The organism is Asaia sp. A2, from assembly GCF_057319415.1.
This window is the reverse complement of record NZ_JBXWTO010000009.1, coordinates 32,103-55,243: the sequence shown is the minus strand read 5'-3', so window position 1 is coordinate 55,243 and position 23,141 is coordinate 32,103. Positions and strand designations below refer to the sequence as shown.

16 protein-coding genes are annotated in these 23,141 nt (G+C 59.2%); 6 read left to right on the top strand and 10 right to left on the bottom strand.

Going from position 1 to position 23,141, the window contains the following annotated elements; all coding sequences use genetic code 11:
* Positions 1–80 precede the first annotated feature (80 nt).
* The gene (locus tag ACWNRM_RS09305) at positions 81–848 is read right to left on the bottom strand and encodes an SDR family oxidoreductase (RefSeq protein ID WP_485172195.1); all 768 of its coding nucleotides are present in this window, start codon (positions 846–848) and stop codon (positions 81–83) included.
* Between the two features lie 72 nt (positions 849–920).
* Entirely contained in the window at positions 921–2,942 is a 2,022-nt protein-coding gene (gene tkt / locus ACWNRM_RS09300; protein WP_485170520.1) for a transketolase, read from the bottom strand.
* 530 nt (positions 2,943–3,472) lie between these two features.
* Between tkt and ACWNRM_RS09295 the strand changes: the two genes are divergently transcribed.
* Both ACWNRM_RS09295 and ACWNRM_RS09290 read left to right on the top strand, forming a co-directional pair.
* Positions 3,473–4,816 carry an MFS transporter gene (locus ACWNRM_RS09295; protein WP_062163840.1) on the top strand — a complete coding sequence of 448 codons (1,344 nt, stop codon included), beginning with the start codon at positions 3,473–3,475 and terminating at the stop codon, positions 4,814–4,816.
* A 487-nt stretch (positions 4,817–5,303) separates the two neighbouring features.
* Entirely contained in the window at positions 5,304–8,303 is a 3,000-nt protein-coding gene (locus ACWNRM_RS09290; protein ID WP_485170597.1) for a TonB-dependent receptor plug domain-containing protein, read from the top strand.
* A gap of 208 nt (positions 8,304–8,511) precedes the next feature.
* On the opposite strand, the gene ACWNRM_RS09285 is transcribed toward ACWNRM_RS09290, so the two are convergent.
* From ACWNRM_RS09285 to ACWNRM_RS09255, 7 genes are all read right to left on the bottom strand, one after another.
* On the bottom strand, positions 8,512–9,246 hold the full coding sequence (locus ACWNRM_RS09285) for a class II aldolase/adducin family protein (protein WP_485170519.1): 735 nt from the start codon (positions 9,244–9,246) through the stop codon (positions 8,512–8,514).
* Positions 9,243–10,277 (bottom strand): isopenicillin N synthase family dioxygenase, encoded by a 1,035-nt coding sequence (locus ACWNRM_RS09280; protein ID WP_485170518.1) that lies wholly within the window; start codon positions 10,275–10,277, stop codon positions 9,243–9,245. The genes ACWNRM_RS09285 and ACWNRM_RS09280 overlap by 4 nt, the downstream gene beginning before the upstream one ends.
* 1 nt (position 10,278) lies before the next feature.
* Positions 10,279–11,154: a sugar phosphate isomerase/epimerase family protein gene (locus ACWNRM_RS09275; protein WP_485170517.1), complete on the bottom strand. Its 876-nt coding sequence runs from the start codon at positions 11,152–11,154 to the stop codon at positions 10,279–10,281.
* 12 nt (positions 11,155–11,166) lie between these two features.
* Complete coding sequence (locus ACWNRM_RS09270) at positions 11,167–13,500, bottom strand: TonB-dependent receptor (protein ID WP_485170516.1); 2,334 nt, start codon at positions 13,498–13,500, stop codon at positions 11,167–11,169.
* A 164-nt stretch (positions 13,501–13,664) separates the two neighbouring features.
* Positions 13,665–14,426, bottom strand: a complete 762-nt coding sequence (locus ACWNRM_RS09265) for an amino acid ABC transporter ATP-binding protein (RefSeq protein ID WP_062163845.1) — start codon at positions 14,424–14,426, stop codon at positions 13,665–13,667.
* On the bottom strand, positions 14,416–16,017 hold the full coding sequence (locus tag ACWNRM_RS09260) for an ABC transporter substrate-binding protein/permease (protein WP_485170515.1): 1,602 nt from the start codon (positions 16,015–16,017) through the stop codon (positions 14,416–14,418). Before ACWNRM_RS09260 ends, ACWNRM_RS09265 begins: the two co-directional genes overlap by 11 nt.
* Complete coding sequence (locus ACWNRM_RS09255) at positions 16,017–16,973, bottom strand: LysR family transcriptional regulator (RefSeq protein ID WP_485170514.1); 957 nt, start codon at positions 16,971–16,973, stop codon at positions 16,017–16,019. Before ACWNRM_RS09255 ends, ACWNRM_RS09260 begins: the two co-directional genes overlap by 1 nt.
* Positions 16,974–17,299: 326 nt before the next feature.
* Between ACWNRM_RS09255 and ACWNRM_RS09250 the strand changes: the two genes are divergently transcribed.
* The 3 genes from ACWNRM_RS09250 (at position 17,300) to ACWNRM_RS09240 (ending at position 20,100) form a co-directional block, all read left to right on the top strand.
* Complete coding sequence (locus tag ACWNRM_RS09250; protein WP_485170513.1) at positions 17,300–18,166, top strand: dimethylarginine dimethylaminohydrolase family protein; 867 nt, start codon at positions 17,300–17,302, stop codon at positions 18,164–18,166.
* A gap of 44 nt (positions 18,167–18,210) precedes the next feature.
* Complete coding sequence (locus ACWNRM_RS09245) at positions 18,211–19,161, top strand: 2-hydroxyacid dehydrogenase (protein ID WP_485170512.1); 951 nt, start codon at positions 18,211–18,213, stop codon at positions 19,159–19,161.
* 195 nt (positions 19,162–19,356) lie between these two features.
* Entirely contained in the window at positions 19,357–20,100 is a 744-nt protein-coding gene (locus ACWNRM_RS09240; RefSeq protein WP_485170511.1) for a glycosyltransferase family 25 protein, read from the top strand.
* A 46-nt stretch (positions 20,101–20,146) separates the two neighbouring features.
* Here ACWNRM_RS09240 and ACWNRM_RS09235 read toward each other — a convergent pair whose 3' ends face one another.
* Positions 20,147–20,986, bottom strand: coding sequence for a MurR/RpiR family transcriptional regulator (locus tag ACWNRM_RS09235; protein ID WP_231944628.1), 840 nt, complete (start codon positions 20,984–20,986; stop codon positions 20,147–20,149).
* 213 nt (positions 20,987–21,199) lie between these two features.
* Here ACWNRM_RS09235 and ACWNRM_RS09230 point away from each other — a divergent pair, with 213 nt between their 5' ends.
* Positions 21,200–23,125 (top strand): bifunctional 5-dehydro-2-deoxygluconokinase/5-dehydro-2-deoxyphosphogluconate aldolase, encoded by a 1,926-nt coding sequence (locus tag ACWNRM_RS09230; protein WP_485170509.1) that lies wholly within the window; start codon positions 21,200–21,202, stop codon positions 23,123–23,125.
* Positions 23,126–23,141: the final 16 nt, after the last annotated feature.

The following is a 23,141-nucleotide window of genomic DNA, read 5'->3' as shown; positions in this document are numbered from 1 at the left end:
GGCGAAAGACAGGATGACGCAAAACAGGTTTCGCAGGTTTCCGCCCCTCTGAGGGTCTCAGGGCAGAACCCTGCGCACCCTTACCAGCAGCAGAAACCGCCATCCACAAGCAGGTCGACCCCGGTGCAGAAGGACGCAGCGCGGGAGGAGAGGAAAATGGCGGGTCCCACCATTTCGCGCGGGGCGGCAATGCGGTTCATGGGGGTATCGTTCTCGAACACTTTCACACGCTCGGCCCATTCGGGGCGTGTGTTCATGGGGGTGGCAGTATAGCCGGGGCTGATGGTGTTCACACGTACGCCGCGCGTTGCCCATTCCATCGCGAGGCTTTTGCTCAGATGAATGACGGCAGCTTTGGACGCATTGTAATGCGCCTGCATCAGACCGCGATTGACGATCACGCCGGACATGGAGGCGATGTTGACAATTGATCCACGACCATTGGCCAGCATGGCGCGACCCTCGGCCTGAGAGGAGAGGAAGACGCCTGTCGTATTGATATCGAGCACGCGCTGCCACTGGTCGCGTCCCATCTCCTCGGCCGGGGCGGCATTGGCGATGCCTGCGGCATTGATGGCAACCGAAAGCAGGCCGAGTTCGGCCTGTGTCGTCGCAATGGCATCGGCCAGGCTGGTTTCGTCGGTTGCATCACCGGTGCAGACCAGCGCAGCACGTTTGAGACCGCGGATACGGTCGGCGGTCTCGTCGAGGCCCTGACGTGAGCCGGGGAGGTCGAAACAGGCAACCGAAGCACCGGCTTCGGCAAGGCCGATGGCGATCTGTTGCCCGATGCCGCTTCCGGCCCCGGTGACAAAAGCGACATCGCCGGAGAGATCGAAAAGGTCCATGAATTTATCCAGTACGGGTGGGGGCGGCATGGTCGGGTTCCGCCCGCAGAAATGCCGGGAAATGCCGCGTTGTCAGGCGCTAAGGCGCTTGGCGTGACGGGCGAGAAGCGCTTCGGCGCGCGTGACGACATTGGCTGTCGTGAAGCCGAAATGGCGGAACAGATCCTGTGCCGGGCCGGACTCACCAAAGCCCGTCATGCCCACGACATCACCATCGAGCCCCACATAGCGTGCCCAGTACATCGTGCTGGCGGCCTCAATGGCCAGACGGGTGCGCACGCCATCGGGCAGGACACTCTCGCGATAGTTTGCGTCCTGGGCATCGAAGGTTTCGGGTGAGGGCAGGGAGACCACCCGGACCGCGAGATTCCGGTTGCGCAGAATGGCGGCGGAGTCGAGGGCCAGAGTGACCTCCGAACCTGTGGCAATCAGGATAAGGTCAGGGATGCCTGCGCAGTCGGAAAGGATGTAGCCACCGCGCCAGGCATTGCGCAGTTGTTCCTCGCTGCGGCTGTGTTGTTTGAGCGGCAGGCGCGAGAGCGAAAAGGCGGTGGGGCCGTCACGACGTTCAAGCGCGCTGACCCAGGCGATGGCCGTTTCGACCTGATCGCAGGGGCGCCAGGTGACCATATTGGGCGTCTGGCGCAGGCTCGCGAGCTGTTCGACAGGCTGATGGGTGGGTCCGTCCTCGCCCAGACCGATGGAATCATGCGTATAGACCAGAATCTGACGCTGTTTCATGAGCGCTGCCATGCGCACGGCATTGCGCGCATATTCCATGAACATCAGGAAGGTCGCGGTGTAGGGAATGAGGCCGCCATGCAGGGCAATGCCATTGGCCATGGCGACCATGCCGAATTCGCGCACGCCGTAATCGACGTAATTGCCGGCAGCATCGAAGCAGACAGAGGAAGACCCTGACCAGCGTGTGAGGCAACTTGGGGTTATATCGGCGCAGCCGCCGAACATTTCGGGCAGATGGGGGGCAAAGGCCTCAATGGCGTTCTGCGATGCCTTGCGCGAGGGGATATCCCTGGGGGCTGCCTGCAGGGTGGCGACGAACTCACGCGACAGGGTCGCCCAGTCTGCGGGGAAGGCCCCGGCCTGACGGCGGGTGAATTCGGCAGCCAGATCCGGATAGGCATCGCGATAGCGGGAGAACAGATCGTTCCAGGCGGCCTCGGCCACCTCACCGGCGGGGCGATGATCCCAGTCGCGATAGATGGCGTCAGGAATCTCGAAAGCCGGACTGGCCCAATCCAGACGCTCACGAATTCTGGCGATCTCATCGGCGGGAAGAACACTGCCATGCACCTTGTTGGTACCGGCATAGCCTTCGGAGCAACCCTGACCGATGGTGGTACGGCAGATGATCAGGCTAGGGCGCGTGGCTTCGGCGCGTGCTGCGTTGAGTGCGCTGAGCACAGCATCGGGGTCATGCCCGTCAATCTCGCCGATCACATGCCAGTCATAGGCCTCGAAACGCTTGCGCGTATCATCGGTATAAACCCCGTCGATCGGCCCATCATTGGTGACCATGTTGCGATCATAGAGGATGATCAGCTTGCCGAGCCCGAGCGTGCCTGCCAGAGCGCAGGCTTCATGCGAGATGCCCTCCATCAGGCAGCCTTCACCTACATAGGCATAGGTGTGGTGATCGACGATGGGCAGGCCGGGACGATTGAACTGGGCGGCCAAAGTCTTTTCTGCCAGCGCCATGCCGACAGCGTTGGCGATGCCCTGGCCCAGCGGGCCGGTGGTGGTTTCGATTCCGGGCGCATAGCCGAATTCGGGATGTCCGGGCGTTCTGGAATGGAGTTGGCGGAACTGCCTGATATCCTCGATTGTCAGGTCGAACCCGCTCAGATGAAGTAGGGCATAGAGCAGCATCGAGCCGTGGCCGTTGGAATAGACAAAGCGGTCACGGTTGCACCAGCCTGGGTTGGCCGGGTTGTAGCGCATCACGTCACGCCACAGCACTTCAGAGATATCAGCCATGCCCATTGGCGTGCCGGGATGGCCGGACTGGGCCTTGAAGATGGCATCTATGGCCAGGATACGGATGGCGTTGGCGCGTTGCTTGCGGGTTGTCATGAGAAGCCCTCGGTCTGATCCGGCCAGTGGCCGCAATGTTAGATTCGGCTGATGAAATGATATGTATTAAACTATGCTCATGAAGTTTCTTTTATGAAGCATGAACAATGCCCAATTTGTTGCATTAAGCAAATACTGTAGATCCAATGTATTCATAAAATAAAACCATATGACTATAGGATTTTTATGCAATTCATGCACGATGGTGTGATGGTTGGTAGAGATGTGTTCTATGTATAAGCGCAAGCCCTATATCTGTGGAATACATAGTTTCATGGTCAGACAATTCAAATTTCTGTCAACTTCTGGATAGAATACAAATTATGTTCTACAAAGGTTCGTGTGTGATGTCATTAAAAAACGTTTATCATATCAATTCTGACAGCTTGAATGTCTCATACGAACAGACTGTCTGGTAACTATAACTCTTTTTTGTGATTTGCCGGAGGGGGGCAACCCGCGCAAAGGAGGACGGGCCAGGCACGCTGCAGGGCAGCAAGATGCCTTTTTTGAGACTCAGGAGAAACACAATGGCAGGCGGGACATTCGTCGGCGGGGCACGGTCCGCAACCGACACTTTGCCAGACATTGAGCCACAGACGGCTTTCGGACGGTTCATCTCATGGGCCGGCATTCCGCCGATCATGATCTGGGGCTTTATCGGCACCCTGCTCTTCATGATCGGTGACGGCGTAGAGAGTGGTTACCTCTCTCCTTATCTCGTCTCGCTTGGTTTTCAGGAGCATGACGTTGCCGGTCTGTTTACCATCTATGGTCTGACGGCAGCTGTATCGGCCTGGGCCTCGGGTGCCCTTTCCGACATGTGGGGCAGCCGCAAGGTCATGCTTGTGGGCCTCGCCATCTGGATCCTGTTCCAGATCGGGTTCCTGGGTTTCGCCCTGCCGTCTAAGTCCTGGACATTGATCACGCTGTTTTACGGTCTGCGTGGCTTTGGCTATCCGCTCTTCGCCTTCGGCTTTCTCGTCTGGGTTGTGAACACGGCGCCCGTGCAAAAACTGGGTTCCGCCGTCGGCTGGTTCTGGTTCTGCTTTACGGCAGGTCTGCCCACGCTGGGCACGACGATTGCCGGTGTGCTGCTGCCCATCATCGGTGGTTATGCAACCCTTTGGGTCGCCCTGAGCTTCGTCGTCTTCGGTGGTGCGCTGGCCCTGCTCGGCATGAACCGCGTGCCTCGCGTCGAAACCGGCAACAAGGGAGCCATCAAGACCCTCTTCATGTCGCTGGCCATCGGCTGGCAGCGTCCGAAAGTGGGTATTGGCTGCATTGTGCGTGCCATCAACACCTCTGCCGAGTTCGGCTTCCTGGTGTTCATGCCGCTCTACTTCACCCATACGCTCGGCTTCACCATGGGGCAGTGGCTGGCTGTTCTTCAGGCCATCTTCATCAGCAACATCTTTTTTAACCTGTTCCTGGGTATCATCAGTGACAAGCTGAGCTGGCGCTACACGGTGCTGATCATGGGTGGTATCGGCTCGACGCTGAGCACCATGGCACTGTATTTCGCACCGACGCTGCTGGGCCCTGACCATCTGTTCATCGTCATGATCGCTGGCGCCTTCTATGGCATGACCCTGGCTGGCTATGTGCCGCTGTCGGCCCTGATGCCTTACCTCGCTCCCGAGAACAAGGCAGCCGCCATGTCGCTGCTGAACCTCGGTGCAGGTGCCAGTGTCTGGATCGGCCCGGCCATCGTCTACATCTTCGAGCCTGCCTTCGGGGTGTTCGGTGTGATGGTTGTCTACTCTATCATCTACTTCATCAGTGCGGTTCTGACCTACTTCCTGAAGCTGGACCCGGAAGTGGAAGCCCATCTCCACTCCACCCGCGCTTCAGCCAAGGGTTTCTCCCACTGACTGACCGGTTTCCTTCTTGAGACGAGGGAGAAAGAGGCGGGGCCATGAGCCCCGCTTTTTTTATGCTTATGTCGAGCCATGCGCAGGATGAGTCGCTCTGATGGCATCATGGAGGTGATCGTTACGCGCCCGGCTGAAATGCACCTGTTTCAGAGCGCAACCCGGCAAAAGTGAAAGGCTGTGCTTTGACGGTGCACCCCGTAACGCACTGTTTTTCATATTTTTTCATTGCGTAACTGAGCGTGGAGCACTGTGACATAATTACACAGTATTTGTCAAAGTATGTAATAAACGTGTAACCAATCTTGCGGCTCTTAACGATTGGACGTTACGTCTTAGGAACGTTGCGATGCGCTCTATCGCAGATTAACCCATTTTGACGGAACGCCCTATGACGACGCTCCCCAAAGAGACGAACGAATCTGGTCATCACGACCCGATCGTCGCCTCAGCAACTCGCCGCAAGCGACCCCTCGCGGCTGGGCTGATGAGTGCTACAGCCTGTATCGCCCTGTTGCATTTCGTCAGCGACGCACAGGCACAGACTGTATCAGCGCCCGAAACATCGACGATCCCTGCCAACGCTGCCAAAGCTCCAGCCAAGAGCAAGGTTAAGGTCAATGCCCAGAGCCGCTCGATGCGCGCCAAGGCAGTTTCCGCACCTGTTGGGGACGCTCCTGCAACTTCGCGCCCCGAAACCATCATGGTGACGGGCTCGCTGTTCCGCGATCCGAACACCACAAGTGCGTCACCAATCACGCACATCACCATGAAGGACATGCAGCAGCGCGGTATCAAGACCGTCACTGATGCGCTGCAGCTTCTATCTTCCAACGGTGCAGGCAACCTGACCAATGCCTGGTCGGCGGGTGGTGGCTTTGCCGCCGGCGCCTCGGCTCCTTCACTCCGCGGTCTCAGCACGGATTCGACCCTGGTCCTCATGGATGGGCAGCGCCTGTCGTACTACCCGCTGGCCGATGACGGCGAGCGCAACTTTGTCGACACCAACTGGATGCCGCAATCCATCATGCAGGGCGTGGACGTGCTGCAGGATGGCGGCTCGGCAACCTATGGTGCTGACGCTGTTGCCGGTGTGGTCAACATGATCACCCGCAAGGAAATCAAGGGTTTCGAGGGTAACGCCGAAGGTGGCCTGACACAGCGTGGCGATGCAGGGCATCAGCGCCTCTACGCCACCTGGGGTCATGGCGACCTGCACAAGGACGGCTATAACTTCTACATCAACTCGGAATATCAGCAGGACGACCCGCTCTATTACCGTCAGTTGAACGCGCCTTATAATAACGGCGATCTAACCGGTATTGGTGGTTCCAACGGAAACGACAATATTGCTTCCGGTGGTTCGATCACCAATTTTGCCCCGTCGACCGTCGCACTCGTCCGTCCCGTGACAGGAAGTGGAACGAACACAGCGCCTTGGTCGCTTCTTAATCAGCAGGCCGGGTGCCGCGATCTGGATGGGCTTGTGACCGGGAGCGTCGGGGGAAGCACCGGCACCAGCCAGGCCTGCTCTTGGAATACGCAGAAATACGCCCAGCTTGCGCCAGATCTGCGTCGCGTCAGTGCCACGGCTCATTTCACGGCCAATGTCACCGAGCGTTCACAGCTGACCGCCATGTTCACCTGGTCGCAGGCGCGCTCCATCATCACCGGTACACCCTATTCGACCTATGGCAGCACGTCCTACAGCCAGGCGAAGCTGGCAACGGCGCAGAATACCTATCTGCCTGTCTATCTGGCTGATGGCTCGCTCAACCCAAACAACCCCTACGCCGCACAGGGTGAGCAGGCTCAGGTCAATTATCGCTTTGGCGATCTGATTCCGACCACCATGGATACGAGCCAGAACTTCCGTGGTTCGGTGCGCTATAATGGCTGGCATCCGTCGCGTTGGGGTTCGGACTGGAATTACGACGTCAACTTCGTTGGCATGAACACGCTGCTGAACCAGACGATCACGGGTGTGCCGACCATTTCCGGCATCCAGAACGCGATCACCAGCGGCAGCTACAATTTCGTCGATCCGTCGCAGAATTCGCAATCGGTGCTGAATTCCATCGCACCGCGCAACGTCATCAACGCGCGCACGCAGGAATATTCGGGCGAAGCCACGCTCAGTAAGGGTCTGTTCCACCTGCCGGGTGGTGTGGCCAAGCTCGCCATCGGCGGCAACATCCGTTACGAAGCGCTGAACGATCCGAACGCCAATCCGCTCGATACGGCCAATCCGGCCAATCAGTACACCAGCTATATCAATCCGGTGAACGCTCAGGGCAGCCGCTGGGTTGAATCGGCCTTCTTCCAGGCTGATGCGCCGATCGTGAAGATGCTGGATGCTGAGGCTTCGGGCCGTTACGATCATTATTCAGAAGGCTTCAGCCATTTCTCGCCGAAATTCGGCGTGCAGTTCAAGCCGACCGAAAAGCTGACCCTGCGTGGCACGTTCCAGAAGGGCTTCCGCGTTCCCAGCTTTGCTGAAACAGGCGGGTCGAATGTGGGTTACACCACCTACACGCCGAATAATGCCAACTTCATCAGCCAGCATCTGAACGCCAACGGCACGCCCAACAACTACGCGCAGACCTATTATATCGGCTCGAACACGGCCGGTAACCCGAACCTGCGTCCGGAAACCTCGACCAATTTCTCGGGTGGTCCGATCTTCCGTCCGACCCGCTGGCTGACCCTGATGGCGGATTACTATTATATCCGCAAGAACCACTACATTGCGCCCAACCCTGTTGGCACCACCAACGTGGCGAATGCCTATCTCGCAGGCGAAGCCCTGCCGACAGGTGTGACGGTGACGCCGGACATTGCCGATCCGCAGAACCCAAGCGGTCAGCTGCGCCCCGGCATCATCAATCTGGGCTACGTCAACACGAACAAGCTTGTGACTGACGGTTTCGACCTGTCCTTCGAAGCCAACACACAGCTTCCCGGCGTGTTTCATGAAGTCCACTGGTACAGCAAGGGTACAGCGACCTTCGTGCGTCGCATGAACCTGACCAACCCCGATGGGTCGGTCTATCGCTATGCCGGAACACTTGGACCGTATGGTGCAGTTTCTGCCTCGGGAACGCCCCGCTGGCGCGCCAACTGGTCCAACACGCTGTCATGGCGCAAGCTGGCTGTGACGCCGACGGTCTATTACACCAGCGGCTATCGCACGACGGCTGAAGACCAGACGGGTTCGGGCACGGCAGGCAACTGCGCCGATGCCTTGACCTCCAGCAGCTTCGTTCCTCAGGGACAGTGCAAGGTCAAGGGCTTCTGGGATGTCGATCTGACGGTGAACTATCAGTTCAACCGCCGTTGGAGCGCCTATGCGAACGTCTACAACCTGCTTGGCTTCAAATCGCCTTACGATTTCGGCACCTATGGCGGTTACCTCTACAACTCGTCCTGGACCCAGAACGGTGTCGTTCTTCGCTCCTTCCAGTTCGGCGTGAAGGTTGTTCTCTGATCCTCTCGCTCGTCTGACATGAAAAACCCTCCGGGCTTCGCGGCCCGGAGGGTTTTTTACGTTCTGGGTCGTCTTCAGATTCCGGGTGCCTGGTCAGGACATGAGTAATGGGAAGCGCCCAATGGGATGGGCTTCCGTACGAGTGCCTTGTAAGGACGACTAATTTCCGTGCGGCTTTCTCATCCCCTGCACAGGGCGGTTCTCTGACTCAGTCCTTGTAATCCGGCTGCTCACGATCCAGCTTGCGGCGCAGGGCCTTCCAGATCATCTGGCCCTGATCGGGGTCTGTCTCGAATTGCTGGCGCGCGCGCAGCACCTCGGCCTCGCTCGGGCAGTGCAGCCTGGCCCCGGTCGATTGCGCGGCGAGCTGCACGCGGCAGGCCTGTTCCAGATAATACATGCGGTAAAAGGCCTGAGCCACGGTGCTTCCAATGGTCAGCAGGCCGTGATTTTGCAGAATCAGCCCCATATTGTCGCCCAGATCGCGCACCAGACGCTCGCGCTCGCTCAGATTGTCGTCTGCCGCAATACCCTCATAGGGGTGAAAGCCAATGCGCCCGTAGAACTCCATATTGATCTGGTTCAGGGGCAGGATTCCCTCCTCCTGCGCGGCAATGGCCATGCCCGCGAGCGTGTGGCTGTGCATCACGCAGTCGGCCTCGGGATGAGCCCGGTGCACGGCGGAATGGATCACGAACCCAGCCGGATTGACCGGCCAGCTTGTCTCCTGCTGAGGATGGCCTTCTGAATTCACCACCACGAGCGAGCTTGCCGTGATCTCCTCGAAGAGCAGCCCATAGGGATTGACCAGAAAGCGATGCCCCTCACCCGGCAGACGCACGGAGAGATGGGTGTAGACCATGTCGGTCAGGCCGAACTGCGCGTAAAGCCGATAGGCGGCAGCCAGTTCCTCACGCAATTCCTTTTCGGTCCGGGCGGTCATGCGGTCACTCCCGTCTTGCTGAAATGCCCGAATGTATTGGTGCGTCGTGTTCCCTCAGGCAAGGCAATTTCACCGCGTTCGCGCTTGGCGATGAGGTAGGAATAGGTCTGCATGGCCTGCGCCCACATGTGATCACCAATTTTCACGGCCTCATAGGCGGTATCACCCTTCTCGAAAGCAGGAAGGGGGCGTATTTCGTGATGATAATCGCAGGCATAGAAAAGCGGGAAGGAGTAGCGTTCTTCCTTCACGCTGCGCACACGATGGGCAGTGGCGACAAAAGCCCCCGCCGTCATCATTTCGAGCATATCGCCGATATTGACCACGAAACTGCCCGGAATGGGCGGTGCGTCGATCCACTCACCCTTGCCGTTCAATACTTCCAGACCCGGCTGGTCAGCCAGCAGGATGGTGAAGCACTCATAATCCGTATGCGCGCCAATGCCCGGCGCGTCATGCGCCTCGCCGTCGAAAGGATAATGGATCATGCGGAGTTTCGAGGGAGGGAACTGCGCCACATCGTCGAAACTATGTTCATCGAGCCCCAGCGCGAGGGCGAAACCACGAAACAACACACGCCCCAGCTCAAAAACGGCCTTGTAATAGGCGCTTGCCCGCTCGCGGAACAGCGGAATTTCGGGCCAGTCATTGGGACCGAGAAGCGGCGTTCCGGCCTGGACCAGAGGGTGATCGGCAGGAACCTCATAGCCGATATCGAAGGCTTCCTTATGGTCGGGTCGGGATTTGTTGTAGATTTCCTCCCCTTCCGGAACGAAACCCTTATGCGAGGCAGAGCGGCCGATATAGCGCTTCATCTTCTCCTCAAAAGGCTGGGAGAAGAAATCCTTCGCTGCCTGCCGCAGATCGGCAATAAGCTCGGGCGCGACGCGATGACCGGCAATATAGAAAAACCCGATCCTGCTGGCCGCTTCGTGCAGCGCTGCCGCCACTTTCTGACGATCGGTCTTGTCTGCCGAATACAGCCCGGAAATGTCGATTACCGGAATGGACGTGAACGTCTCTTCTGTCATGTCAGGACTCTCCTGCTGAAGCGGGGAAGCACCCCGCAAAGGATTTCGTCTGATCCTGCCTGAGCCAGTCATTCATGGCATGGCGGTCGGCAAGGGGCAGATCGGTGAAGGGCAAGGTATGGGTGTAGCCATCGGGGCCACATTCCGGTGTCAGCGTTGTGACAGCGTAGCCGCGTGCGCGCTGTGACACCCAGATCCGGCGCCAGAAATCGCGGTGAAAATCGAGTGCGGCGCGATTTTCAGGTGCCGCCGGATGCGAGACCTGCGGTCCCTGATCGTAGCCCACGCGTGCCTGAACGTGATGCACGCGCGCGATGAAAGCGCTGAAATCATCGCAGGGGTCATCGAGCAGTCTCTCGCAGCCCACCACCCAATGGCTGATATCGGCGGTAAAAAGCGCCTCGGGTATCTGTGCGAGAACATCCAGCGTGACCCAGGGTGTCGCGCAGAGCCGGGCGCGATGGGTCTCGAAGCTGAGCGTCAGCCCATGCTTCTGTCCTAGATTCATGGCACGACCAATGAACTCCGCCTGAAGTGCGGCATTCCAGCGATCATTGCCGCCCAGCACGTTCACGAAGCGGGGGAAGAGGAGCGTGGCCCGCCCGAGGGCCTCATCCAGATCGGCCAGATGGTCGTCCAGTGTCGCGCTCTGGCGGGGGATGACCCCGCCGCCGGTCAGGGCAATGGCGATATAGGGGCAATCTGTGTCGCGCAGGGCCGTACCGCAGGCAGCGAGGTCTTCCGGTTCCGGGATGCGCGCCTCGATCCCGTTATAGCCTCGACGATGGGCATCGGCGATGGCCTCACCCCAAGGGCGTGTATCGCCCCAGAGTGTCAGGAAGCTGTCGAGGTGCATCGGCGTGTCGTCTCCCGTCATGCTCGTGCCGGATCAGAAATTATAGCGCAGATCGCAGCCGATCCAGCGCGGCGTCTGAAGGAACTGCACGCGTGAATTATCCGAGCCTGTGAAGGAGTAGGTGTTGCCGTGCTTGTTGAGCATGTTGTCGACATACACGGCGGCCGTCCATTTGCCGGTTTTGGGACCCACTTCCATGCGCATCCCGAAAGAGCTGATCTTGTCGGTCACGCCATTAGGGTCACCCAGGGCCACCAGCATATTGTCCTTCCATGTGTAGCTGGTCTGGAGCGTCATACGATAGGCGCGCGGCAGGTCGATGCCATAGCGTGCCACCGCATTCCAGGAGAAGCGCGGGGCAAAAGGCAGCACCGAATGAGCGCTAACCGAGGAAAGCAGGGGCAGACCGCCGATGTCATTGACCGCATTGGTGGCCTGCGCATCGAGATAGGCAAAGGAGCCGCGCAGATCGAGATTGGGAATCAGATCATGCAATGTGCTCGACAGCTCCCCGCCACGGGTACGGGCACGCGGGATAGGCCCAAGGCTGAGTGAGGTGATGTTCATGGGCATTTCGGCCACGAACAGCGTCTGGCGGTTATGATATTCGTAGTCGAAAAGCGCGCCTTCGATCTGCACATGGTTGTGCAGCAGGCTGGTCTTGGCGCCAACTTCATAAGCGATCATGTTTTCAGGACGCACGTAATCAAGCGCCTGAGGGGCAGAAACGGGAGCCGCAAAATAGGCACCCGCCTTGTAGCCGTTGGAAATGGTGGCATAGACCTGTGTGCCGGGCATGATGGTGTAACGCAGCCCCACGCGCCCAGTCAGGCGGGCATAGGAATGGGTGGTGTCGAGGCGTGAGAGATAGGCACCTTTGGTCGTCAGCGCACCAGCATCATCGATCGTGCCGCCATTGAAGCCACGATCATCCCAGGAGAAACGGCCCGAAGCAATGAAATCGAGATTGCGCAGCAGATGGGTGACCGTGTTGAGATAGAGCCCGGTCGAGACATTCTGCTGCACGAAGCGATCCGTCAGATTGCCGTTGGGCACGCCGAGCAGAAAGGAACGGTAGCTCGTATAGGCTCCGTTGATCTTGTCCCAGGATTCATAGACGCCCACCGTCAGGTGGAAGCGCTTTGCCAGATCCATCCTGAGATGCATGTCATGGGACTGGGCGAGGGACGTGTCGTTCCAGTGATAATCACCGACATTGATTGATTCGCCATCGTAATTATCATAATCGCTGCGACGGAAGGCGTCGAACGCAGTGGTCGAGACGAACTGCCCCCAGTTGAAATCATGGGTGTAATTGATCGAGACGCCGCCGCCATTCTCGTTACGGCCTACGCGGTTCGTGCCCACATTGACTGCGTTATAGGACGCATTTGGCCCAACACCCACCGTTCCGGTCGGAAAACCATTGACCGCATCGCCATCCGTATCCTGCGGCGACATCGAGATGCCCTTGTCACGCGTGTAATGGATATTCAGCAGCAGGCTCGAACGGTCATCGATCAGAAAGCGCGTGAGATTGCGCAGACCGAGCTGATCCTGCGAGCCATAGCGTTTGTTGGTGTGGATATCGCGCTGCCAGCCATCGCCATTGATATAGGAAAAGGCGGTGCGGTTCTGAATACGGTTGGTAATCGGCACATTGACGGCAGCGCTCGCGGTATTGGTGCCATAGCTGCTATAGCCCCAATCCACATAGCCGCCGAATTTTCCGTCGGGCTTGACCGTCTCGACCGCGATGTTCCCGCCCGTGGCGCTGCGCCCGTAATCGAAGCCCTGTGGCCCTTTCTCGACGGCGACAGACTGGGTGTCGAACATCTGCCCTGTATAGAACACGGGGTAGGGGGCAAACACGCCATCCTGATAGATGCCGATCCCGCCCATGTTGTTGCCGGTATAGTCATCAAGCCCGATGCCTCGGATCGAGAAGACAGGTGTACTGCCAGACGTTGCATTCACTGCGGTAAGGCCCGGCGTGTAGGCCGCAATATCCTTGGGGCTGGTGATGTGCAGTTCCTGCAACTCGCGGCCACTCAGCACATTGACCGTGGCCGCCGTGGTGAGGAAGCGCTGAGCGCGTGAGCCCGTGACCTGAATGGCCTCCGGGTCGGAATGGGGTGCTGCATGGCGCCGGGCATGGGTGCTGCTGCGCGGCGTATGGGTGGCGCGGGATGGGGGAGCGCCATGAAGGGGATGATTGGGTGTCGTGGTGTGCGGGCTTGCTGCTGCGTGGGCCACACCGCCCAAACAGGACCCGTCCAATCCAGAGCCAGCCAGAGCGATCCCGGCAGAGAGCGAAAGCGCCGTGCTGGTGAGGCGGCGAAATCCTTTGGGCAGGCGCGTCATCATGAAAAGGACTCCCGTCAGTGGCTTCCCTGTCATTGAAGAGACGAAATGACATCCTGTTCGATTGAAAAAAACCAAACCTCACTTTGTCAGATCGTTACCCATATCGCGTCATTCACGGAATTTATGGCAAATCTTCCAAGATCACGCGCTTTGAGGCGCCTTTGTCACGTGTGGTGAATCATCTGGTCCAGAAACTGGCGCGCACGGGCCGTATCGGGTGCTGTAAAAAACTTCTCCGGGGGGGAGGCCTCCAGCACGACGCCCTTGTCCATGAACACCACGCGGTCGGCAATATGACGCGCAAACCCCATTTCATGCGTGACGCAGATTGTGGTGATGCGTCGCTCGGCCAGGGCGTTGATAATGCTGATCACACCCTTGATGGCTTCCGGGTCCAGAGCCGCGGTAGGTTCGTCGAAGAGAATGATATCGGGCGCCATACACAGGGCGCGGGCAATCGCGACACGCTGCTGCTGGCCTCCTGAAAGCTGGATCGGATATTTATCGGCCTGTTCGCCAATACCCACCTGCTCCAGATAGCCTCGGGCGAGCGATTCCGTCGCGTCGCGATGGGCCTTGCGGACAAGACGCGGGGCAAGTGTGCAGTTTTCCAGCACGGTGAGATGCGGAAAGAGATTATAATTCTGAAACACCATCCCCACCGCCCCGCGCAGCAGGGGCAGGCTTGTCTTGTTGTCGATCACCTCACCATCGATCATGAGCACCCCACTATCATGGGGCTCGATACGGTTCAGCGTGCGGATAAAGGTCGATTTTCCTGATCCCGATGGCCCCAGAACGACAATTTTCTCGCCATGATCGATATCGAGGCTCACCCGGTCCAGCGCGAGAAACTCGCCATAGAATTTGCTGAGCTTGCGCAGGCTGAGGGCGCAATCAGGGTTGGGGGGCAGATTATGCAACATGGTTTGATGTCTCCGCCTCTGCGGTACCAGCCGCCGCCCTGCCTGCGGGGTTTTCCGTGGTCATGCCGGGTCTGGCGGCGCTGCCGGCGCGGCTTGCCCAGACAAACCGTGTTTCGATGCGCTTTTGCAGGTGCAGAAAGGCGAACACCATGACAAGATAATAGACCAGCGCCGCAGCGTAATATTCGGTAAACTCGAAGCTGCGCGCCACCTGAACCTGCGTGATGAACAGCAGTTCCTGCAGGGAGATGACCGAAGCCAGCGAGGTTGTCTTGAGCAGTGAAATGAACTCATTGATGGTGGGCGGCAGCGCCACACGCAGGGCCTGGGGAAAGATCACATGGCGGTAGATCTGTGCCTGACTCATGCCCAGTGCCTGCCCCCCTGCCAGCTGTCCGGGGTCGATAGCGCTCAGCGCCGCCCGATTGATCTCGACCTGATAGGCCGACTCATTGATCGACAGGCAGATCCAGGTGGCCAGGAAAGGCGAGAACCAGCTTTCGCGAAACACCGGAAAGAATTGCGGCAGGGCATTCCAGATGAAAAGAAGTTGCAGCAATGTCGGCGCACCACGAAAAACAGCGACATAGGCCCGCAGGAAAGGATGCCAGAGAGAGCGCGGGGCGTTGAGTTTCAGGGCAATGGGAATGGAGATGACGATGGCCGCCGCATGAGAGGCGAGCGCAATTGCCAGCGTCATGACGGCGCCCTTAAGGAACGCCATCGAAAAAAGGGCTGAGAAAAACGTGGTTGTGTTGAAGCGCGGTCTTTCACTGTGCACACCGAGCGCCGCCCGTGCGGCGGGGCCGACATTCCATTTTTTCTCAAGAGCTGCGATCTTGCCCTGCTGCTTCAGCGTGGCGATGGCCCCATCCAGCAACGCCTTGTCCTGCCCGGTGCGGCGCAGATAAATCGCAAATTCCGAATAGCCCGGCAGGGACGGGGTGAAGATGACATGCAGCTTGCTGCCCAGCTGGGCCTGTCGATAGAAAAGCTCGACATCCTGACTCAGAAAATTCTGTGACCGTCCAACCAGAACCTGCTGCACTACCTGATCTTCGCTCGGATATTGCTGAAGCATGATCGGGGCCTTGCCACGTGCAGCCAGACCCTGGTTGATTTCCTCGATACGAGCGGCATAGCTCGTCCCTGATTCAACAGCGAGGCTCTGCCCCGCAAGGGCGTCGAAACTGCTCACCGGAGCGATCTGGCTGGGGGCCACCACAACGGGAGATGTTTCGAGATAGGCGACCGCATCAAACAGCCGCTCGCGCGACGCCTGTTTGAGCACCCCGCTCATGACCAGACTGCACCGCCCCGCCCCGAGGCTCGGAAAAAGCCCTGTGAAATCCATCGTCTCGAATTGAACGGGGACATGCCAATAGGCGCCCAGCTCACGCGCCAGCGCGATATCGAACCCGTCCAGCGCAGAAAGATCTGCCCCGTTGACGAATGTCATGGGGGGCAGGGTCGGATTGGTGCAGATACGCAGCGTTCCGTTTTCGATGAAGGCCGGGCGGTCCTGGGCAAAGCCGGAGGCGGATGAGAGGAACGCGACCAGCAGCGCGAGGCAGGCGATGAGGCGGCGCATCAGCATGTTTCTTCCAGAATGGCGCGGAAGGTTTCGGCCATGAGCCCGTTCTCCGGGGTGGGGCGTATCAGGAAGTAGAAATGATTCACCAGATGCAGGTCATTGAACACGATATGGCGCAGCCTGTCCTGCTGGACCATCTGCGTCACGAACAGCTCGGGCAGAAAACCGACATACATGCCCGACAGGATCAGCAGGGCGCGTGAGTCGATATTATCGGCGCGCGCCGCGAAATTCATGGAAGGGCGCAGCTCATCCCATCGCGGGGAAGAGGCGGCATCGCTGACACTGATCATGCGTGCCTCGGCGAGCGTGGCGATATCGATCGTGTCTTCCGGGCGGTCAAAAAGCGGATGGCGGGCGCCGCAGTAAAGATTGGACCGTTCGCTGAAGAGGGCGGTTGCTTCCATTTCGGGCTGCTGGTGCGGATAGAGCGTAATCCCGGCCGTTGCCGTCCCGTTACGCACGGCAAATTCCACATCGCGTGTCGAGGCCGAGCGCACATCCATCTCGACCGCAGGATAGCGACTGGTAAAGATCTGGATGGCCCGCAACAGGGCGGTTTCGCCATGAAACTGGATGTTGTCGGGCAGATAGAGGCAGAACCGCCCCGAGAGCGTTCCGCTGACATCATTGATGCGCTGCTGGAACAGATCGATATCGGTAAAGAGGCGCGTCGTGGCATCGAGTACCCCCTGGCCCTCATTCGTCAGGGCAAAACCTGCGCGCCCACGGTGGCACAACACCATGCTCAGCCGGTTCTCAAGGGCGGCAATGTCAATGCTGATCGAGGATTTGCTCTTGCCCAGCGCCAGTTCTGCCGCAGCGAAACCGCCATGCTGTGCCACGCAGGCAAAGACACGCAGCAGGCGCAGATCGACCTCGGCGATACGCCCCTGAAACCCGCTGGCGCGAGGTGGGCGTCGTGGCGTGGCGTTGGTGCGGATACGTGACAAAGGCGGGAATCCTGCTTCAGCAAACACGTGATGATATCTCCCCTTGCGACACGATCAACCGTTCATCTGCCAGCCTTCTGTCGGGCTTTGGCAAAAGCCGGGTCGGTTACAGGGAGTATGCCGGGTGGGGCGCAGGCGATAATTTATGAAACGCCAAACCAAACTCCATCTCATTATAATTGAGAAATGATCCGGTGGCTCCTAGCCTCGCTCATACCTGACGGGCGTTGATGGCCTGCCAGATGCCTCAACGGGCCTTGCGTCAGGCAGGGTCGCAGCCGGCAGAACCTGCCCCGCCGGGTCTGCCTTCAACAGGAGCGCCGTGCATGACTGCCAATCGCTGGTTCATTGATAGCGAAACCGGAACATTGTCGGATGTGCTGCTCTGCCCGCCTGATTTCTACACCTGGAACCCGAGCAACGATATCGCCATACGCACCCTTGCCACGGGCGCACGTCCGGACCCGGCAAAGCTGAAAGCGCAATTTGCCGGGCTGGTACACGTGCTGGAAGAGGCTGGCGTTCATTGCCATTTCCTCACCCCGCGGGAGGGCCAGCCCTATCAGGTCTATACACGCGATTCGTCGCAAACGACCCCGTGGGGCACGGTCGTCACGCGCCTGATGCGCCCCGAGCGCCAGCCCGAGCAGGAGGGTATTGAGGCTTTTTACGCCGAAGATGAGATCACCGGATACTGCACTGAGGGTTATGTCGAGGGGGGCGATATCCATATCATTCGCCCCGGCCTGGTTGTGGTGGGTGTCAGTGGCGACCGTACAACCGTCGAGGGGGCGCAGGCCTTTCTCAAGCCTTTCGAAGCGGCAGGCTGGACATGCCGCATGGTCCATTTCCCCGAGCATTTCCTGCATCTGGATGTGATTTTCACGATGGTGACCGAAGGGCTCGCCATTGGCGTGACGGATGTGCTGGAGGATGAAGACCTCGCCTGGTTCGAGGCGCAGGGCATCCGTATTCTTCCCGTGACCTACAAGGAGGCCATGCGTGATATGGCGTGCAATGTGCTGGCGCTGGGTGAGGGTCGGGTGGTAAGCCCCCGTCATTCGCGCCGCGTCAATGCCATGTTGCGCGATCATGGTCTGACCGTGCTGGAGCCTGAACTTGACGAGTTTTCACAAGGCGGTGGCAGCATACACTGCATGACGATGCCGCTCAGACGTGCCAGTCTGGCCTGACGGCACGGCATCATGTTCCTTGGTGCAGGCAGGAGAGCGTAGTCATGGCACCACGTCTGATCATCAGTGCTGATGGGCCGGAAGCCTTTGCAGGCTGGCGCGATTCCTTCGCCACCCATGCGCCCGATATCGAGATCCTGTCCTGGTTCGATCCTGCCACGCCCCGTGATGCGGCGCAGTATGCGCTGGTCTGGGAGGCCGATGACGATGATCTGCGCGCCATGGGGCATCTGCACGGTATCCTGTGCACGGGCGCAGGCGTCAATCACCTCGTCAGAAGTCCGGCCTTTCCCCGTCATGTGCCGCTCGTGCGCATGGGGGGTGGCGATACGGCGCGGCTGATGGCCGATTATGTTTTATGGGCGTGCATGACCCTTTTGCGCGACGCCCGGACATGGGCCGTGCAGCAGGCCCGGCATGAATGGGTGCGCAATCTGGTCTCTCGCACCAGCGCCGGTACCCGCGTCGCTGTGCTTGGTTATGGGCAGATCGGGGCGGTGGTGGCGCAAAGCCTTGCACGTGCCGGATTTGAAGTCTGCGCCTGGCGTCGCTCGCAAGGGGAAAGCGCAGACGGGCCTGTCAGTCTTTTCAGCGGGTCGCAAGGGCTTGAGCACGTTCTCGGCCAGGCCGATCTGCTGGTCAATCTCCTGCCCAGCACACCACAGACACGACACCTCCTGAACAAGGCAACCCTCACGCAATTGCCGCGCGGTGCAGGGCTTGTCAATGTCGGTCGCGGCGATCATCTGGTAGAGGCTGATCTACTGGCCCTGCTGGATGCGGGGCATCTCTGCGGTGCCGTGCTGGACGTGGTGGCCGAGGAGCCTCTGTCTCCGCATTCGCCGCTATGGGATCACCCGGCCATTACGCTGACCCCCCACGTGGCTTCCGAAGCCTCACGGGAGGAACAGGTTCGTTATGTCGCGGAGGTCATTCGCGAGATGGAACGCGGTGAAAATCCATCTCTCCTCTACGACCACCAGCGCGGGTACTGACTGCTTCGCTCATGCGCGGCTGGGTGATCTGCGCAAGCCCTGACGGGTATGTGGCTCTCCCCACAAGGCAGCGGTCTGATAAGGCCGCTGTCTGTCAGTGTCCCGGTATGATTTTACCCCTGCGTTTTTCCCGTCGCCCGGCACTATGCTAGAATGGCTTTCCTGCAATGGTGGCAGGTATGGCAGGGGAGTATTATGCGCAGGGTCGTCATCAACAGGGCATGTGACACTGAGAGGCTGCAGGCATTTCGGCTTGCCAATGCCCATATGCCCGATGTCGAACGCGTGGAGGGAGCGGAGGGGCGCGATATCCCGCTCGCGTCACTGGTTGAGCGTGGCGTGGCCGATGCCGGGCTGGTCTATAAGCCTGGCGCCATAGGGGCAGCCCTGTCCCATCTGGGATTGTGGAGCCATGCCGCGCATCAGAACGAAGCACTGATGATTTTCGAGGATGACGCCCTGTTATGCCGAAATTTCGAGGCGGAATCCGCGCGATTGATCGCGACCCTTCCGCCCGAGTGGGACGTTGTCCTGCTGGGTTATAATTTCAATGCACCGATCACGATCGACGTTTTGCCCGGTGTAACACGCAGCGTGATCACGTTTGATGAGCGGCGCATGCAGAAAAACGCTGCATCGTTTGGGGCGCAGGATCGTCAGAGCGTCGCCTATCGTCTGCTTCAGGCGTTTGGTCTATGCGCCTATGTGGTGTCGCCCAAGGGCGCGCGCCGGCTGCTCGAATGCTGTCTGCCGCTGCGGGCGCAGGAATATCAGCAACTCGGTCTGGATCGGATGGTGCGCAATGTCGGTATCGACGTTGTAACGTCCTATTATTTCTCCCAGCTAGAGGCTTATGGCGCTTTTCCGCCGCTTGCCCTCTCGCCCAATGACAAGACGATCTCCACCATCAGTCCACGCGTGACAGGCCGTCTGGTCTAAAGCCGGATGCGGGATTTCCAGTACGCCGGCGCGCTTTGCTGATCGCCTAGCCCCGGCGTTCGGCAATGGCGGCAGCAAGGGTTGAAACGAGCACCAGCGAGGCTGCATTGGAGCGAAATCCCTGAAAATCGGCTTCATGCACTTCCAGCCACAGGCCTGACTGCGGGATGACCGGGCTGGCTGCGCTGTCCGTCATGGCGATAACCGGCACATGACGGGCCTCGAGTGCCTGAAACAGCTCGATCGTGCGGGGTGCGTAATCCGTATAGCTCAGCACCAGAGCTGCATCCTCTGGTCCGGCATGGGCAAAGCTTTCTTCTTCCATACCGGTTTCGAGCCCGATGATCTGATGGCGAATATCGAGCTTGGCCAGAAGATAGGACAGATAGCGTATGACCGGCATGGAACGGCGCAGCCCCAGAAGATAGAGGCAGTTGGCCTGCGCCATGGTGGTGACAGCAGCCTCCAGCCGTTCGGGCAGCAGATGGGCCTGCAAGGCACGCAGGGAGTCATGCGCTGCCTCGTAAAATCCGTTGAAAATGACTGAGGCTTCGAGCGGCTCGCCATCGACGCGATGCAACGCATTGACGCGCTCGCGATAGGTCACGTTGCGCACGCGCAAACGGTCACGAAAAACCGCCTGCATTTCCGAAAAGCCGCCAAAACCCAGCGTGCGGGCAAAACGCACGACGGTCGAGGGCTGCACGCCAGCCTGTCTTGCCAGGGAGCTGACCGTTCCGAGCGCCACTTCATCGGGATCCTCGGTCACGAAATCGGCAAGCTGGACCAGTCTCTTGGGAAGCTGCGCATAGCATTGGCGCAAGCGATGGTGGAACGCGTCAAAATCGGACTGGGTCGGCACGGCGTCTTCAGCAATATCGGTCAAGGCAAGGTGATCCGCAAAAGGGAATGGATATTCCATAGCAAAACCGGGCATCCGGGCGAAGTGTCCCGGTCGCTCATGACGCCCTTGCCGCGCAGTTAATCACATCAGCGTGCGAAGTTAAAGAAAATTAGGGAATGTACGTTCTATGACGTGACCAATAACAGAATGTATGTTCTTATCATGCGCAACGTAACATGCTTGCAGGAGTCGGGGATGCGCGGACAGGATCTCGATATCATCGCCATAGGACGTTCCTCAGTCGATCTATACGGGCAGCAGATTGGTGGCCGGCTGGAAGATATGGCCAGTTTCAGCAAGGCAGTCGGTGGTTGCCCGGCCAATATCGCCATCGGCACATCGCGGCTCGGCCTGAAATCGGCCATCGTCACCCGCGTGGGTCATGAGCATTTCGGGCGCTTCATCACCGAGCAATTGCAGCGCGAGGGTGTGTGCACCGATGGCGTGCGCGTCGATCCCGATCGTTTTACGGCGCTCGCCATTCTGGGGGTGCGTGATCGTGAGAACTTCCCGCTTCTGTTCTATCGCACCGATTGTGCCGATGCAGCGCTGGACGAAAACGATATCGATCCCGCACTGATCGCCCGCGCCAAAACAGTTGTCGTGACCGGCACGCATTTCTCGCGCCCGGCTTCAGCCAGGGCGCAGCGCAAGGCGATGGATCTTGTCCATGCGCATGGCGGCAAGGTGGTGTTCGATGTGGATTACCGCCCCAATCTGTGGGGTCTGGCCGGCATTGGCGATGGTGAGTCGCGCTATGTGAAATCCGAGAATGTCACGCGGCATCTCATGGAAATCCTGCCGGAATGCGATCTGATCGTCGGTACCGAGGAAGAGCTGCATATTGCCGGGGGCAGCGAGGATACGCTTGAGGCCATTCGGGCTATCCGGGCTGTGTCCAGTGGCACGATCGTCTGCAAGCGTGGCCCGATGGGATGCGTCGTGTTCGACGGTGCCATTCCCGAGACGCTCGAAGACGGTATTTCGGGCCCCGGCTTTCCGGTTGAGGTCTATAATACACTCGGGGCGGGCGATGCCTTCATGTCGGGCTTCCTGCGCGGCTGGGTCAGGGGCGAGAAGATTGCCGAGTGCTGTCGCTTCGCCAATGCCTGCGGGGCCTTCGCTGTCTCGCGCCTTCTGTGCTCGTCGGAAATTCCGACATGGGAAGAACTGAGCTACTTCCTCGAAAAGGGCAGCAATGAGCGCGCCCTGCGCCGCGACACTGCCATCAATCACCTGCACTGGGTCACGACGCGCCGTCAGCAGACAACGCCCATCATGGCGCTTGCGTGCGACCACCGGTTGCAGCTTGAGGAAATTGCCACGGCGGTGGGAGCCTCATTCGACCGTATTCCCAAATTCAAGAAACTCGCTGTCGAGGCCGCAAAATCTGTCGCTCAGGGGCGTGCCGGTTTTGGTGTGTTCATGGATGGTCGCTACGGGCAGGATGCGTTGTTCGAGGCCTCTCATGCCGGGCTATGGACTGCACGCCCCATCGAGAAAACCGGCTCGCGTCCGCTCGATTTCGAGTGCGGCGGGTCGCTTGGGGCGCATCTGGTGGAATGGCCGAGTGAGCAGGTGATCAAGTGCCTGTGTTTCTATCACCCCGATGATCCTGAGGAACTGAAGCAGCGTCAGGAGCGCGAATTGATCCGGGCTCAGGATGCCTGCCGCAAGCTGGGGAAGGAAATCCTGATCGAGATCATTGCGGGCAAGAACGGTGCCCTCAATTCCGATACCGTGTCGTCCATCCTCTCGCGTCTCTACGATACCGGGCTGCGCCCTGACTGGTGGAAGCTTGAGGGTCAGCGCGACAGGAAGGCGTGGGAGAAAATCGGTGCTGTGATCGAGGCGCGCGATCCGCATTGCCGTGGCGTGGTCATTCTTGGCCTCGATGCGCCAGCCGAGGAACTGATGGAAGCCTTCGAGGCTTCTGCCGCGACGCCCTGGGTCAAGGGCTTTGCAATCGGTCGCACCATTTTCGCCCAGCCTGCCCGCGACTGGCTTGCCGGCAAGACAACCGACGACCAGGCCGTGGCCGAAATGGCGCGCCGGTTTCAGGCCTTCGTGACCGCCTGGGAGTCCCGCGATCAGGCGGTGCTCTCCGGGGCCAGTGCGTGACGTCAGGGAAGAGTAT

What these genes read in the sequence shown, in the direction of transcription:
- ACWNRM_RS09305 (WP_485172195.1), bottom strand. Translation starts at nt 848, where the DNA reads ATGGACCTTTTCGATCTCTCCGGCGATGTCGCTTTTGTCACCGGGGCC.
- tkt (WP_485170520.1), bottom strand. Translation starts at nt 2,942, where the DNA reads ATGACAACCCGCAAGCAACGCGCCAACGCCATCCGTATCCTGGCCATA.
- ACWNRM_RS09295 (WP_062163840.1), top strand. Translation starts at nt 3,473, where the DNA reads ATGGCAGGCGGGACATTCGTCGGCGGGGCACGGTCCGCAACCGACACT.
- ACWNRM_RS09290 (WP_485170597.1), top strand. Translation starts at nt 5,304, where the DNA reads ATGAGTGCTACAGCCTGTATCGCCCTGTTGCATTTCGTCAGCGACGCA.
- ACWNRM_RS09285 (WP_485170519.1), bottom strand. Translation starts at nt 9,246, where the DNA reads ATGACCGCCCGGACCGAAAAGGAATTGCGTGAGGAACTGGCTGCCGCC.
- ACWNRM_RS09280 (WP_485170518.1), bottom strand. Translation starts at nt 10,277, where the DNA reads ATGACAGAAGAGACGTTCACGTCCATTCCGGTAATCGACATTTCCGGG.
- ACWNRM_RS09275 (WP_485170517.1), bottom strand. Translation starts at nt 11,154, where the DNA reads ATGACGGGAGACGACACGCCGATGCACCTCGACAGCTTCCTGACACTC.
- ACWNRM_RS09270 (WP_485170516.1), bottom strand. Translation starts at nt 13,500, where the DNA reads ATGATGACGCGCCTGCCCAAAGGATTTCGCCGCCTCACCAGCACGGCG.
- ACWNRM_RS09265 (WP_062163845.1), bottom strand. Translation starts at nt 14,426, where the DNA reads ATGTTGCATAATCTGCCCCCCAACCCTGATTGCGCCCTCAGCCTGCGC.
- ACWNRM_RS09260 (WP_485170515.1), bottom strand. Translation starts at nt 16,017, where the DNA reads ATGCGCCGCCTCATCGCCTGCCTCGCGCTGCTGGTCGCGTTCCTCTCA.
- ACWNRM_RS09250 (WP_485170513.1), top strand. Translation starts at nt 17,300, where the DNA reads ATGACTGCCAATCGCTGGTTCATTGATAGCGAAACCGGAACATTGTCG.
- ACWNRM_RS09245 (WP_485170512.1), top strand. Translation starts at nt 18,211, where the DNA reads ATGGCACCACGTCTGATCATCAGTGCTGATGGGCCGGAAGCCTTTGCA.
- ACWNRM_RS09240 (WP_485170511.1), top strand. Translation starts at nt 19,357, where the DNA reads ATGCGCAGGGTCGTCATCAACAGGGCATGTGACACTGAGAGGCTGCAG.
- ACWNRM_RS09230 (WP_485170509.1), top strand. Translation starts at nt 21,200, where the DNA reads ATGCGCGGACAGGATCTCGATATCATCGCCATAGGACGTTCCTCAGTC.